This window comes from Campylobacter concisus (assembly GCF_003048575.1).
Taxonomy (GTDB): Bacteria; Campylobacterota; Campylobacteria; order Campylobacterales; family Campylobacteraceae; genus Campylobacter_A; species Campylobacter_A concisus_U.
In genome coordinates, this window is record NZ_PIRZ01000005.1 from 105,836 (window position 1) to 119,807 (window position 13,972).

A 13,972-nucleotide genomic window follows, 5' to 3' on the forward strand; every position below is an offset into this window, starting at 1 on the left:
AATTTCTTATAATCCTCAAAATTTAAAAAGAGAGAAATTTGCAAGTTTATATCCATGTGCCATTTTGCGAAAGCAAGTGTCCTTATTGTGCTTTTGGCTCAAGTGACGATGAATTTAACAAGGTTAGCGCCTATTTTAAGGCGCTTTGCCTTGATCTAAATTTTCAGCTAAAAAGCCAAAATGTAAGAGAAATTTCAAGCATATTTTTTGGCGGAGGTACACCAAGTGCTGTAAATGCTAAATTTTATGATGAAATTTTTAGTATTTTAGCTCCACTTTGCACGCCTGAAGCTGAGATCACATTTGAGGCAAATCCAAATTCTGCAAATTTGGCCTGGCTAAAGCATGTAAAAAATTTAGGTGCAAATCGCATAAGCTTTGGAGCTCAAAGTTTTTTTGAAGATAAGCTTAAATTTCTTGGTCGCATTCACAGTAGGGAGCAAATTTTTAAAGCTGTAGAAAATGCTGGAAAAGCCGGCTTTAACAACATAAATTTAGACCTTATCTACGACACTAAATTTGATACTAAAAAACGCCTTTTAGCTGAAGTGGCAAATTTAAAAGATCTTAATATCACCCACATTAGCGCATACTCGCTCACACTTGAGGAAAACACCCCATTTGCTGGCAAAAAAAGCTATAAAAAGGATAGCGACAGCCTGGCTAAATTTATGATAGAACAACTTGGACTTGCTGGCTTTAAGCAGTATGAAATTTCAAATTTTGGTCAAATTTGCAAGCACAATCTTGGCTACTGGCAAGGCAAAAACTACCTTGGCGTAGGGGTTTTTAGTGTGGGTTTTGTGGATGGCACCAGATACTACGCCAAAAATAACATAGATACCTACATCGCCAAACCAACATATAGGGAAAAGGAAATTTTAAACGAGAGTGAGCTAGCAAGAGAGCATATATTTTTAGGGCTTAGAAGTATAGTTGGCGTGGAGGCTGGGCGCTTAAGTGAGGCTCAGATAAAAAGAGCAAATCTGCTTGTAGAAAATGAAAAACTACTCTTTAAAAATGGTAAATTTTACAATCCAAATTTCTTACTAAGCGACGAGATCGCACTCTTTATCGAGGGCTAAATTTATAAAATTTTGAGCAAAGTCAAGATAAAATACAAAGCTTAAATAAAATTTAATAGAGGCAAAAATGTTTGGAATGAGTTTCTCTGAAATCTTAGTTATCGCCATTATTGCAGTGTTAGTTTTAGGTCCTGACAAGCTGCCAAGCGCGATGGTTCAGATTGCAAAATTTCTAAAAATGTTTAAAAAAGGCATAAATGACGCAAAATCAACCTTTGATCAAGAGATGAAGATAGCTGAGCTTAAAGAAGATGCTCAAAAATATAAAGAAAGCATAACCAAAAGCACGCAAAGTGTGCGCAAAAAGCTTACTTTTGAAGAGCTTGATGAGATCAAAAAAAGCGCAAATGATATCACAAACGATATACAAAATGTCGTAAGCGACACGAAAACAACAGTAGAAAATATACAAAATCCAACAAATTTAGTTAAAGATGCGATCTTAAACGATAAAAAAGAGGCGTAATGTTTGAAGAGTTAAGACCCCATTTAATCGAACTTAGAAAGAGACTTTTTATAAGCATAGTAAGCGTTTTTGTCTGCTTTGGCATCTGCTTTACGTTTTGGAACCCACTGCTTGCATGGATGAGCGAACCGCTAAAACAGGTCTTGCCAGCTGGCTCAAATATCATATTCACTCAAATTCAAGAGCCATTTTTTACAGCGATGAAGGTTGCATTTTTTGCTGGTGTCGTGATCGCGCTACCTATCATTTTTTGGCAGTTTTGGCTATTTGTCGCCCCTGGACTTTATGACAATGAAAAAAAATATGTGATCCCATTTGTCATCTCAGCTTCATTTATGTTTGCGTGTGGAGCGGCATTTTGTTATTACGTGGTGATTCCACTTGGCTTTGCATTTTTGGTAAATTTTGGTGGCCAGCTCTTTACGGCACTACCAAGCATTGGCGAGTATGTTGGCTTTTTTGCAAAACTACTAATTGGCTTTGGAATTTCATTTGAGCTACCAGTCATTACATTTTTCTTAGCAAAGATCGGACTTGTCGATGACAAAATGCTAAAAGATTACTTCAGATACGCTGTTGTTATTATCTTTATCTTTGCAGCTATCGTTACACCACCTGATGTGATAAGTCAAGTCTTAATGGCACTACCACTCATCGGACTTTATGGAATTTCAATAATCGTCGCTAAAAGAGCTAGCAAGAGCGACGATGAAGACGAAAAAGAAGAACAAGACAGCGATGTAGCAAGCGATGAGTAATATAAACGACGTCTCAAGTTATGATTATTTTTTGCCAGAAGAGCTCATCGCAAAAGAGCCAGTTTTGCCAAAAGAAGAGGCAAGATTGCTTGTCTATTTTAAAAATACAAAAGAGATAAAACACTACAAATTTAAAGATCTCTCCAACCTCATCCCAGAGGACGCAGCGGTCATTTTTAATAACACAAAAGTTATCAAAGCTCGCATTTTAGGACAAAAAGAAAGCGGCGGGGCTTGCGAAGTAATGCTAAATCAGCCCATAGGCGAAAATAAATTTAGCGTCTATATAAGAGGTAAAGTAAGCTCTGGTAGCGTTTTAAATTTTCCTGATAATCTAAAAGTAAATGTGCTTGAGCTAAATGACGATGGCACAAGAGTGGTAAATTTTACGCAAAATGGCATTTTGCTTGATAATGTTCACCTTTTTAGTGAACTTGAAAAGATTGGTCATGTTCCACTTCCGCCATACATTAAAAGGGCTGATACAAAGGATGATGAGAGCTGGTATCAAAGCATATTTGCCAAAAATAGCGGCGCAGTGGCAGCTCCAACAGCCAGCCTTCACATAAGTGAACAAATGCTAGAGCGGATAAAAGCAAAGCATGAAGTAGCCTACATTACGCTTCATGTTGGCGCTGGGACATTTAAAGGCGTGGAGTGCCAAAATATAAATGACCATAAAATGCACTCAGAATTTTACGAGCTAAGCGAGCAAGCTCAAGAGATTATAAATTCTAATAAACCAATCCTTGGCGTTGGTACGACAGTTACTAGATGCGTTGAAGAATTTGCAAGAAGTAAGCAAGCAAGCGGCTTTTGCAAGCTATTTTTAAACCTAAATAATAAGCCAATTAGACAAAACTACCTTCTTACAAATTTTCATCTACCAAAATCAACCCTAATAATGCTAGTAACCAGCTTTATAGGGCTTGAAGAGACGATGAGAATTTATAAAACGGCGGTTGAGCAAAGATATAGATTTTACTCATACGGCGACGGGATGTTGATAATATGAAAGATAAGCCTATCGATATCATAAACAGAATGGAAATTTTTCTTAGCGCCATATACCAAGATGCGCAAGACACTAAAAATTCCATCATTTTTAGTTACGATCCAAGTTATCCAAGGTTTTTAAAATTTGATGCCACAAATCTCATAAAAACACTTGAAAATATTTGCAAATTTTTCCTTTACTCTACCGAATATGCGGACATTTACATTCTCTTTCAGCTTAAAAATTATAGTCCCAAATCTGTGCATTTTGACATTAAGATAAAATCTAGCCATAGCGTAATGAGACCAAGTCACTACTATCTTAGCAAAATAAATGATTATCTAAAAAAAGCAAATGAATCTATGATCTCTCACAATGATGGGGAATTTTTAATATCTTTTAGTGCGGCACTAACAGGCGATAGAGCTATCCAAAGACAAATAAATATCAAAAATCAAACAAATACAAATATTTTGATCGCTTGCGATGACGATGCTTTGTTTGACACCATTAGTACTCAGATAAATTTTTTAGGTCTAAAGGTTATCGGTAAAAACGACCTTAGTAATCTAATGAGACACATAAAAGATTCTATTTTTACTCCATTTGTTGTTTTTATCGATGGTAAAATTTTAAAAAATGAAGCGATGCTAGAAGATATACTTGAGTTTAAAAATATTAAAAATTTTCGTATTGTAGCCATTTGCAAAAACGATGAGTCGGCTAACGATCTGCCAAATCATGTCACAGTATTAAAGCAGCCCTTTAGCACAGATAGCTTTCAGCTAGCTTTTAAAAATTCGCTTGAGAAATAGACCGATTTTTGCTTTTTAATTTATCCCAAGATATCTTTTTAAAATAATAGTGGCTGAAATGCTATCTAGCCTACCATCTCGCTTTGTATTTGTGTAAATTTCACTAGCTTCACTGCTACTAAAGGCCTCATCTTGATAGACAATATTTGCCTTTACATCAAGAAGTGAGACAAAATGCTCGATGCGTCTTCTCATCTCATCTTCGCTACTACCACCGATTGGCACGCCCACCACTAGCGTATTTGGAGCATATTCATTTATCTTTTGGCTCACATCTCTTGCGGCTTGATTTCTATTTTTTCTAAAAACTGGATCAAGCGGAGTCACGATCTCGCCAAAACCAAAGGCAAGTCCTATTCGCTTTAGCCCAACATCAATAGCCATAAATTTCTCTCTCATAGCAAGCTCTTTACTCTTAGATTTGAAATTTCAACTAGTCCTTCAAGCTCATACTCATAGATGATATCGCCAAATTTTGCCAAAACTTCATCAAGACTTACACCATTTTTACAAAATTTTAAGATCTCGTCACTAGTTTTTTCTTGCTCTTTTATCTCACCAAAAAGTGAAGCAAATTTATGATAGTCATCAATAAGCTCAGCTTTTTTATTTGCAAGCAAAAAATTTGTCCCATCGCTTTCACCCATGCGTTGTGGCAACACATAAACTGGAATTTTAAGCTCATTTGCAAGCCTTGCAATTTGCATCGAGCCACTTTTAAGATCAGCTTGCGCGACTACTAGAGCTTCACAAAGCCCCACTACTATGCGGTTTCGCTCCAAAAATCTATAAGCAAGTGGCGGCTCACCTTTGTCATACTCACTAAGAGCCAAGGCTTTTTCATAAATTTCTTTTATCGCCGCTTTATTTTGGCTTGGATAGATGGTGTCAAGTCCGCTCGCAAAAATGCCAATTGTTCGTGGCATAGCAGCTTTATGAGCTACGATATCAACGCCGATTGCTCCACCACTTACCACACAGACATTTGCACTTTTTAGTGCTGCGCAAAGTGCTACAACACACTCTTTTGTATAAACACTTGCCTTTCTTGAGCCAACAACTGCGATCTTTGGTAAAGATAAAAGCGAAGTATCTCCGATAAAATTTAGCTGCTTTGGTGGATTTTTTAGTCTATTTAGTGACTCTGGGATAAAGTCAAGTCTCATAAAATATCTTTTAAATAAACCACATCAACATCTTTTAAAAGATTATTTTTGCTCTCTTTTATCACTGCGATCGTATTTTTCTTTGGATGTCCAATGGCGATCGCATAGCCTCTTTTTTTAGCCAAATTTACAGCAGCCACAAGCTCACGTCTAACAGCACTAGCCGATGGATCGTCGTCTAAAAATATATCTCTTGAAATGTATGGCTGATTATGTTTTTTTGCAGCTCTTGCTACTGCGGTTTGAGCGATAGTTTTACTATCAACAAAAATAAAGCCCTGCTCTATCAGCGCCCTATATGCCTTATCCATAGCATCAAAATCGCTTGTAAAGCGCGATCCTGTATGGTTGTTTGTATATTTTGCACGCGGGAAGTCTTTGCGTATCTTTTTTATCTTCTCAAGCATACTCTCAAAGCTCTCGTTGATCGTGAGAGTGCCTATCTCTGGGCTATCAAAGTGTTTTGCTTGCATCGGAAGATGTATCATATAAAACTCAAATGTTCTTGCGATATTTGGCGTATCTGGATGAGTCTTTGTCGCTGGAAAAATAGACGGCGTGATTTTTAGACCAAGCGACTTTATCATACTCGCATGTTCAAATGTCGCTACATCGTCTATTATGATAACGAGCTTTGCGCGCCCTTTTATGTTGGCGTTTGGCGTAAAAGGTACCGCTTCAAAGCTATCTTTTTTTATATTTTTTTCTTCATATTTTGTTTTTTCTATCTTTTTGGTAGTTAAATTTTTAGCTTTTTTAGTTGGCTCGACTTTTGTGTTCTCACTTTTAAATTCAGTGCTTTTATTTTGATCAATTCTTGCTTCAAAATTTTGAGGTTTTAACTCAGTTTCTTGTTCGGTTTTTGAGCTATAAAATGGCTCTATCTTTTGTTCATTTTCTATTACGCTAGGCTCTGTATTCTTATAACTTGCAAGCAAATTTTTAGTATCGTTTTGCTCTTTTTTTATCTCTTCTTTTTTGACTTCGCTTTTTACTTCAGCTATCTTTTTTTGCTCTTTTGGCTCAACTTTTGAATTTAAAGCAAGCTCACTTTTATGCTTAGGATCGGTAAAAATTTTACTTAAATTTTCATCTTCATCAAATTTTAGAGGGTATTTTCTCTTCTCGTATTCTTGTTTTTTCTCTTTATTAGCAACCTTTGGCTCAGCTTTTTTTGGAATTTGCTTCTCTATCTTTGGCTCATTTGTTTTGCTTATCTGTTCTGCACCATTATTTTTTATACTAAGAGCTACGCTAAGTGCTATTATCAAAATAGCCGCGATAATGCCGATACCAAGATAGGTTTTATTGTGAGAGCGACCTACACTCTTTTTTGTAGGTCGCTTCTTTGTAGTCTTTTTTTCGCTCAAGGCTTAGTTTTTATTTTGATCTATAAGTTTGCCGTTAGTTATCCAAGGCATCATTGCGCGAAGTTTTTTTCCAGTTTGATTTAGCAAACTTCTCTCAGCTATACCGCGTTCAGCGTTCATTCTAACATATCCTGCTTTTCTCTCTAGGATGAAGTCTTTTGCAAATTTACCATTTTGAATCTCTTTTAAAACTTCTTTCATAGCTTTTCTGCTCTCTTCGCCAACCACTCTTACACCGCTTACGTAATCACCGTATTCAGCTGTATTTGAGATAGAGTAACGCATATCGGCCATGCCACCTTGATACATCAAATCAACGATTAGTTTTAACTCATGCAAGCACTCAAAATACGCCATCTCAGGCTCATAACCAGCCTCTACAAGCGTATCAAAGCCAGCATTTACTAGTGCGCAAAGACCGCCGCAAAGCACAGCTTGCTCACCAAACAAATCTGTTTCAGTTTCATCTTTAAATGTTGTCTCGATGATGCCGGTTCTGCCGCCACCTATACCGCAAGCATAGCTTAGAGCGATCTCTTTTGCCTTTCCACTTGCATTTTGCTCAACAGCGATAAGATCAGGTATACCACCGCCTCTTACAAATTCGCTTCTAACTGTGTGTCCTGGAGCTTTTGGAGCGATCATAATGACATCTATATTTGCTGGAGCTTTTATCTGGCCAAAATGAACATTAAAACCATGTCCAAACGCGATAGCAGCGTGATCTTTTAAATTTGGCTCGATCTCGTTTTTATAAATTTCTGCTTGAAGCTCATCTGGAGTTAAAATCATAATCACATCAGCACCCTTTGTAGCTTCGCTTACAGTTTTTACCTCAAAGCCTTTTGCCTCAGCCTTTGCCCAGCTTTTGCCACCTTTTGAAAGGCCAATTACAACGCTTACACCATTATCTCTTAAATTTTCAGCATGTGCATGACCTTGTGAGCCAAAGCCGATGATTGCTACTTTTTTACTTTGAATAAGGCTTAAATCACAGTCTTTATCATAATAAACATTTATAGCCATTGTTACTCCTATTATTAAAATTTGGCAAAATTATAACTTTAGCCAGCAAAAATTCGGCTGAAATATGTAGAAACTCTTTTTAAGTTTTATGATAATTTATTTTGATAAAATACGCTGAAATTTCAAAAAAAGAGATAACTCAATGAATGAATCAGTTTTTAAAAAAATCAAAGCACTTCCACCATTAGATGACACAGTTATACAAATTCAACGCTTACATGCGGACGAAAATAGCTCAATAAGTGATCTTACAAAAGTGGTCGAAAAGGATCCGATGCTAACAGCAAATATCTTGCGTTCAGCAAACTCTCCACTTTATGGGTTTTCTCAAGAGATCACAACCATTGCAAGAGCTATTTCTCTTTTTGGTATGGCTACCATTCGTGGTTTTGCACTTTCAAGTACGATTAAAAAGAGTTTTTCTATAAATTTAGAACCTTATGGCATTACTACACAAGATTTTTTAAATATCTCAATAATACAAAATGCACTGATGTACAATTGGCATTCTAAAGTTAATCCTAAAAGTCTAGAAATTCTATCTCCAGCTTCATTTATGCTTGAGATTGGCAAGATAGTTCTTGCTCATGAATTAGCTGAAAATAAGCAAGACGTCGAATTTAGAGAAAAACTTAAAAATATATCTAGTCCAATCGATCTTGCCCTATTTGAAACAGAAATTTTAGATATGTCAAATGAAGAAGTTACGGCTAAAATTTTTGAACAATGGAACCTTGAGACAGAGCTTAGTAGCTCAATACTCTATTCAAATAATCCAGAAGAGGCACCAGATCATATAAAAGATTATGCAAAAGCCCTAAAAGTGATAAAAACGGCTGTAAATATCTTTAATCAACTTGATGATATAAGCATACAAAATACTCTACCTCTTCTTGACGAATACGGCTTTGGACATGATACGTTTTTAATGGCTGTCGCTAAAGTCAAAGATAATTTGTGAAAGAATTTCTAACATCACTACTAGTTGGCATCAAGGAGAAAGAAGTTTCAAACGAAGATAAAGAGGTCTTACGAAATCTCTTAAATCTTGGTGCTGTAAGCTCTCATAAAGATAAATTTTACCTAAACAATGGCTACGTCTGTGGCAAGCTAGACATCAGTCAAAACGCAACTGGCTTTATCATGCCATTTGATAAACGCTTCAAGCAAGATATCATCGTAGAAAATAAAAATTTAAACAACTCTCACCTTGGCGATATCGTGTTAGCAAAGCTTTTGCCGCTTAAGAAAAAACGCCAAAGCGCTAAAATAGTAATGAGCCTAAAGCTTGCCAATGAGACAAGCGTGGTCTACACAAAACGCTTTGGAGCGGCCATTTTAGGTGTAAATTTAAAAACTGGACTAAGCACTACCTTAAAAGCGACGCAAAAAAGCCTAAAGATGCTCCCACTTGGGACGTTACTTAAGGTAAACAACCTAAATAACGAAATAGTCGAGGTTTTAGGAAATTTAGAAGATCCATTAAGTGATGAGAAAATTTCGCTTGCTATTTATAATAAAAACGATAAATTTAGCGAGGCTTGTGAGCTTGAGGCAAAGGCTTTTGGCGACGAAGTCGATGCTAGCATGTATCCAAATAGAGTTGATCTAAGAAATTTAGAGTTTTGCACGATCGATCCAGTCGATGCCAAAGACTTTGATGACGCCATATATTTCGATGAGAAAAAGCGTGAAATTTACGTCGCAATCGCTGATGTAAGCGAGTATGTGACCGCATATAGCGCTATTGATAGCGAGGCTAAAAAAAGAGGCTTTTCTATCTACTTTCCGCACATCTCAGTACCGATGTTGCCACGTGCGCTCAGTGAAAATATCTGCTCGCTAAAGCCAAATGTGCCGCGCCTTGCATTTTGTTTTAAAATTTCACTTGATGCAAGCAATGAGGTAAAAAAAGAGGAGCTTTTTGAGGCGATCATCCTTTCAAAAAGGCGCTTTAACTACGACGAGATTGATGAAATTTTAGAAGGCAAAAGAGAGTGCGAAATTTCATGGGTCAAGTCACTTTTTAAACTCACCACAAAGCTTCGCAAAAAAAGGCTTTTGCATGCATTTGACTTTAGGACAAAAGAGCTTAGAATGAGCCTTGATGACGAGGGTCAAATTTCGCAAACTAGATTTGAAAGCGACTCCGACTCGCATAGACTAGTCGAGGACTGCATGCTTTTAGCAAATAAAGCCGCCGCAAAGCTCATCACAAAGGGTGTTTTTAGAAACCACGCTTCGCCTGATTTTAAAAAGATAGATACCTTGCTTGAAGATTTGCAACTTTTGGGGCTTGACTTTACCTACGAGAGTGACCTTGCAAATTTGATAAGAAAGATCCAAATAAAAGCCGACGAGCTAGGCAACCGCGAAGAGATAGATAAGCTCATCATCAAGTCTCAAAAAAAGGCTGAGTACTCAAGTGAAAATTTAGGCCACTTTGGGCTTGGATTTGATAGATACACACACTTTACAAGCCCTATTAGACGCTACTCTGACCTTATTTTACATAGGCTTTTAAAGGCTAAAATTTCAAAAGATGACAAGCTTTACAACTTTTTACTTTTAAACATCCAAAGCACCTGCGCAAATTTAAGCGAACTTGAAAGAGAAGCTGACAAGGTAGCCTACGACTTTATGGATAGGAAATTTGCACGCTGGGCAGTAGCAAACATTGGCAAAGAGGTGCGCTGCTATGTGAGCGAAAACCAAAATGTCTTGGTTGCTAAGCTTGATGATTATTTTGTTGGAGCTAGGATTTTTATAACAGGATACAGCGCAAATTTACTTCAAAAGCTCGTGGTAAGGATCACAGAGGCCGACATCGCGAGTGCTAAAATTTTTGCAAAAGTGGTAAGAAAGATCGATGTATAGAAAGGATTTGGAGCTAAATTTAGCAAATGCAAATTTAAGCAACTACTTCTTACTTTTTGGCGCAGACGAGTTTCAGATCGAGCTTTTTGGCAAAGAAATTTTAAGCTTTTACTCGAGTGAAAATGCGAATTTATTGAGCCTTTATTTTGACGAGTACAACTACGCGCAAGCAAGCTCTCATCTAAGCGAGCAGTCGCTTTTTGGCGGCAAAAATATCCTTTATATAAAAAGCGACAAAAAGATCCCAGCAAAAGAGCTAAAAGAGCTCATCTCGCTTTGCTCAAAAAGCCAAGATAACTACTTTTTATTTGAGCTTTACGAGGCCGATATGAAGCTAGTTTTTGATACACAAAAGGCTTTTGGGACAAATTTTGCAAGATTTTTTAAGCCATCAACTCCAGATGAAGCGATAAATTTACTAGCCAAAAACTCAGCCAAAATAGGCCTAAACATAACCAAAAACGCACTTTATGAGCTTTATTTTACCCATAATGAAAATTTATACCTTGCAGCAAGTGAGCTAACAAAGCTAAAAAGCCTAAATACTCACATCGAACAAGATGATGTAAAAAGGCTAGTTTTTGGACTTGGTGGGATAAATTTTGACGATTTTTTTAACAAATTTATGGCTCTAAAAGATATAAAAAACGATTTTTTTACCTATCTAGAAGATCCAAATTTTAATGAAATTTTACTTCTAAACTCGCTTTACAAATCATTTTTTAGGCTATTTAAAATTTACTCTTACATTAAGATAAATGGTCGATTGAATTTAGATGAGGCAATCGGTTATCAACCGCCTGTAAACGTCGCAAATTTATTAAAAGCAAATAGCTTGAAACTAAATTTAAACGCCTATTTGGAAATATTTAAAACGCTAAATTTAGCCGAGCTAGAGCTAAAAACAAACACAAAAATGGATAAAGAAATTTTTGTATTATCAACTATTTTAAATTTACAACATCTCATATCAACAGCAAATATTAAGTAACTTTAAGCTAAAATCCACCCTTGCTTAAAGCAAAATCCTTGCTCACAAAGTGAGCTAAATATCCATAAGGAGAAAAAATGAAACATTACGAGCTTTTATTTATTCTTAAGCCGACACTAACGGAAGAGGAAGTTAAAGCTAAAGTTGACTTCGTAAAAGAAGTTATAACAAAAAACGGTGGTGAGATCGCTACTGTCGTTGAGATGGGTACTAGAAAACTAGCTTATGCCATCAAAAAATATGAGCGTGGAACATACTTTGTTATCTACTACAAAGCTCCACCAGCACTTCTTGCAGAGCTTACAAGAAACGTAAGAATCACAGAAGATATCATAAGATTTTTAAGCGTTAAATATGAAAATAAACGCGAAATCGCAGCTTGGGAAAGACTTTGCAAAGGCATCAAGCAAACTATCAAAAAAGAGACTCGTGAGCCAAGAGCGCCACGTGAGCCAAGAGTTGAAAAAGTAGACGAGCAAACTTTTACAGAAGAATAATCAAGGATAAAAAATGTTCAATAAAGTAGTCTTGGTTGGAAATTTAACTAGAGATATAGAGCTTAGATATACTACTAGTGGATCTGCTATAGGAAATTCTGGTATCGCTGTTACTAGAAAATTTAATACTAACGGCGAAAAACGTGAAGAGACATGCTTTATTGACATATCGTTCTTTGGCAAATCAGCTGAGATAGCAAATCAATATTTAAGCAAAGGCTCCAAACTTTTGGTTGAAGGAAGATTAAAATTTGATCAATGGACCGACAACAATGGACAAAACCGTTCAAAGCACTCAATCGTAGTTGAAAATATGGAGATGCTTGGCGGAAATAGCGGAGCTAATGGACAAAGTCAAGGTGGATTTAATCAAAATAGTTCGTACTCACAACAACGAAATAATGGTTCAAATAATAGCTATGGTAATGGTGGATATCAAAATTCAGCATCACAAAGACAGCAAATGCAACCACAAAATAAAAAAGTACAAGAAGAGTACTATGAGGAAAAAATCCCTGATATAAACATTGACGCCGATAATTTTGATGGCGACAACGAAATACCGTTTTAATTTAAAGGATAGAAAATGGCAGAAAAAAGAAAATATTCACGTAAATATTGCAAATTTACAGAAGCAAAAATTGATTTTATAGATTATAAAGATACTTCTCTTTTAAAGTATTGTTTATCAGAAAGATTTAAAATTATGCCAAGACGTTTAACTGGCACATCAAAAAGACATCAAGAGATGGTAGAAAAAGCGATCAAAAGAGCTCGTCATGCAGCTATTATACCTTACATAGTAGATCGTAAAGATGTAGTTTCAAATCCTTTTGATGGACTATAATTATTAAAAACTATTAAGCCCCTATTAACGGGGTTTAATCCTAATCTTAAATATCCTAGATTCATGTTCTTATAGATTTTTATTTATTGACTGCAGTTTAAAATATTTTTCAAGCACTATCTATAATTTTGGTTTAACTTACACGAGGCAATTAGAATTTATTCAGGTGGACATCTCAAATATATGCTGTCTTTAAATAACTCTATAGCATCAATTTATTAGTTCAAAATAATTTATTTAGCCATATATACAATCAATATCGCTGATCCATATTATTCACAATTTTTACCACAAATCACGCATCATCTATCGTATAGCAATAGCTGTCCACATAATGCTAAAAGACAAGGTACTTAAATGTAAGTAAACTTTATTCAATAAATCCAATATTCATCCATTTGGTGTTCATATATCTTGCAAGTGGTATTTATCATGTATTTTTCAAATCAACTGATACCAAACCAACCTAACCATGCAACAATGTTAACTAAAAACAAATTTTAAGCATCCTTTTCTTGACATGTAATAATGTTTTTTGTATAATCTCAATTCTTTTTTAAACAAATGTCTTGCTAGCTCAGTCGGTAGAGCATCTCACTTTTAATGAGGGGGCCGTTGGTTCGAATCCAACGCAGGACACCATTTTTGGGTTTATGACCCTTTCGTCTAGTGGCTCAGGACTCTACTTTCTCTGTGTAGAAACAGAGGTTCAAATCCTCTAAGGGTCGCCAGATATTTTTTAAATTTTAGGTCGCTTAGCTCAGTTGGTAGAGCGCCACCCTTACAAGGTGGATGTCATAAGTTCGAGTCTTATAGCGACCACCATTTTAGGTGCAGCGGTAGTTCAGTTGGTTAGAATGCCGCCCTGTCACGGCGGAGGTCGCGGGTTCGAGCCCCGTCCGCTGCGCCATCTATTATTCTTTGACTTTTATTTTACCTAATTACTGAAATTCTTAAAAATAGTGTATTTTATTAAAATTTATGCTTTAAAAATTTATACATAAGACAAATTAAAAATAAAATCTAAGTCATCACCACTAAATCGCATATATTTAAAAATAAATCTTTTACTAAAAT

Annotated in this window: 15 protein-coding genes and 4 tRNA genes; 15 read left to right on the top strand and 4 right to left on the bottom strand. The window is 36.0% G+C overall.

Annotated elements, in window-relative coordinates:
* The first annotated feature begins 38 nt into the window (after positions 1-38).
* The 5 genes from hemW to CVS84_RS07240 all read left to right on the top strand — a co-directional run bounded on the left by hemW (position 39) and on the right by CVS84_RS07240 (position 4,121).
* Positions 39-1,085 carry a radical SAM family heme chaperone HemW gene (hemW, locus tag CVS84_RS07215; protein WP_107691729.1) on the top strand — a complete coding sequence of 349 codons (1,047 nt, stop codon included), beginning with the start codon at positions 39-41 and terminating at the stop codon, positions 1,083-1,085.
* 67 nt (positions 1,086-1,152) lie between these two features.
* Positions 1,153-1,551, top strand: a complete 399-nt coding sequence (gene tatB, locus CVS84_RS07225) for a Sec-independent protein translocase protein TatB (protein ID WP_107691730.1) — start codon at positions 1,153-1,155, stop codon at positions 1,549-1,551.
* The gene (gene tatC, locus CVS84_RS07230; RefSeq protein WP_107691731.1) at positions 1,551-2,309 is read left to right on the top strand and encodes a twin-arginine translocase subunit TatC; all 759 of its coding nucleotides are present in this window, start codon (positions 1,551-1,553) and stop codon (positions 2,307-2,309) included. The genes tatB and tatC overlap by 1 nt, the downstream gene beginning before the upstream one ends.
* Positions 2,302-3,324 carry a tRNA preQ1(34) S-adenosylmethionine ribosyltransferase-isomerase QueA gene (queA, locus tag CVS84_RS07235; RefSeq protein WP_107691732.1) on the top strand — a complete coding sequence of 341 codons (1,023 nt, stop codon included), beginning with the start codon at positions 2,302-2,304 and terminating at the stop codon, positions 3,322-3,324. The genes tatC and queA overlap by 8 nt, the downstream gene beginning before the upstream one ends.
* Complete coding sequence (locus CVS84_RS07240) at positions 3,321-4,121, top strand: hypothetical protein (protein ID WP_107691733.1); 801 nt, start codon at positions 3,321-3,323, stop codon at positions 4,119-4,121. Before queA ends, CVS84_RS07240 begins: the two co-directional genes overlap by 4 nt.
* A 15-nt stretch (positions 4,122-4,136) precedes the next feature.
* Here CVS84_RS07240 and ruvX read toward each other — a convergent pair whose 3' ends face one another.
* The 4 genes from ruvX to ilvC are packed head-to-tail and all read right to left on the bottom strand — an operon-like array spanning position 4,137 to position 7,683.
* Positions 4,137-4,520 (bottom strand): Holliday junction resolvase RuvX, encoded by a 384-nt coding sequence (gene ruvX / locus CVS84_RS07245; RefSeq protein WP_107691734.1) that lies wholly within the window; start codon positions 4,518-4,520, stop codon positions 4,137-4,139.
* Positions 4,517-5,287, bottom strand: coding sequence for a DNA-processing protein DprA (locus tag CVS84_RS07250; RefSeq protein WP_107691735.1), 771 nt, complete (start codon positions 5,285-5,287; stop codon positions 4,517-4,519). The genes ruvX and CVS84_RS07250 overlap by 4 nt, the downstream gene beginning before the upstream one ends.
* On the bottom strand, positions 5,284-6,657 hold the full coding sequence (locus CVS84_RS07255) for a divergent polysaccharide deacetylase family protein (RefSeq protein ID WP_107691736.1): 1,374 nt from the start codon (positions 6,655-6,657) through the stop codon (positions 5,284-5,286). Before CVS84_RS07255 ends, CVS84_RS07250 begins: the two co-directional genes overlap by 4 nt.
* A gap of 3 nt (positions 6,658-6,660) precedes the next feature.
* Entirely contained in the window at positions 6,661-7,683 is a 1,023-nt protein-coding gene (ilvC, locus tag CVS84_RS07260; RefSeq protein WP_084109385.1) for a ketol-acid reductoisomerase, read from the bottom strand.
* A 142-nt stretch (positions 7,684-7,825) separates the two neighbouring features.
* Here ilvC and CVS84_RS07265 point away from each other — a divergent pair, with 142 nt between their 5' ends.
* From CVS84_RS07265 to CVS84_RS07310, 10 genes are all read left to right on the top strand, one after another.
* The gene (locus CVS84_RS07265; RefSeq protein WP_021091523.1) at positions 7,826-8,644 is read left to right on the top strand and encodes an HDOD domain-containing protein; all 819 of its coding nucleotides are present in this window, start codon (positions 7,826-7,828) and stop codon (positions 8,642-8,644) included.
* Positions 8,641-10,560 (top strand): RNB domain-containing ribonuclease, encoded by a 1,920-nt coding sequence (locus CVS84_RS07270; RefSeq protein WP_107691737.1) that lies wholly within the window; start codon positions 8,641-8,643, stop codon positions 10,558-10,560. Before CVS84_RS07265 ends, CVS84_RS07270 begins: the two co-directional genes overlap by 4 nt.
* Complete coding sequence (holA, locus tag CVS84_RS07275; protein ID WP_107691738.1) at positions 10,553-11,551, top strand: DNA polymerase III subunit delta; 999 nt, start codon at positions 10,553-10,555, stop codon at positions 11,549-11,551. Before CVS84_RS07270 ends, holA begins: the two co-directional genes overlap by 8 nt.
* A 77-nt stretch (positions 11,552-11,628) precedes the next feature.
* Positions 11,629-12,048, top strand: coding sequence for a 30S ribosomal protein S6 (gene rpsF, locus CVS84_RS07280; protein ID WP_054196940.1), 420 nt, complete (start codon positions 11,629-11,631; stop codon positions 12,046-12,048).
* 13 nt (positions 12,049-12,061) lie between these two features.
* Entirely contained in the window at positions 12,062-12,619 is a 558-nt protein-coding gene (locus CVS84_RS07285; protein WP_103579918.1) for a single-stranded DNA-binding protein, read from the top strand.
* Between the two features lie 15 nt (positions 12,620-12,634).
* Complete coding sequence (gene rpsR / locus CVS84_RS07290) at positions 12,635-12,895, top strand: 30S ribosomal protein S18 (RefSeq protein WP_021091467.1); 261 nt, start codon at positions 12,635-12,637, stop codon at positions 12,893-12,895.
* A 566-nt stretch (positions 12,896-13,461) separates the two neighbouring features.
* Positions 13,462-13,537: transfer RNA gene (locus tag CVS84_RS07295), tRNA-Lys, on the top strand.
* Positions 13,538-13,550: 13 nt separating this feature from the next.
* Positions 13,551-13,626, top strand: a tRNA-Glu gene (locus CVS84_RS07300).
* 18 nt (positions 13,627-13,644) lie between these two features.
* Positions 13,645-13,720, top strand: a tRNA-Val gene (locus CVS84_RS07305).
* A gap of 8 nt (positions 13,721-13,728) precedes the next feature.
* Positions 13,729-13,805: transfer RNA gene (locus tag CVS84_RS07310), tRNA-Asp, on the top strand.
* The last annotated feature ends 167 nt before the right edge of the window (positions 13,806-13,972 follow it).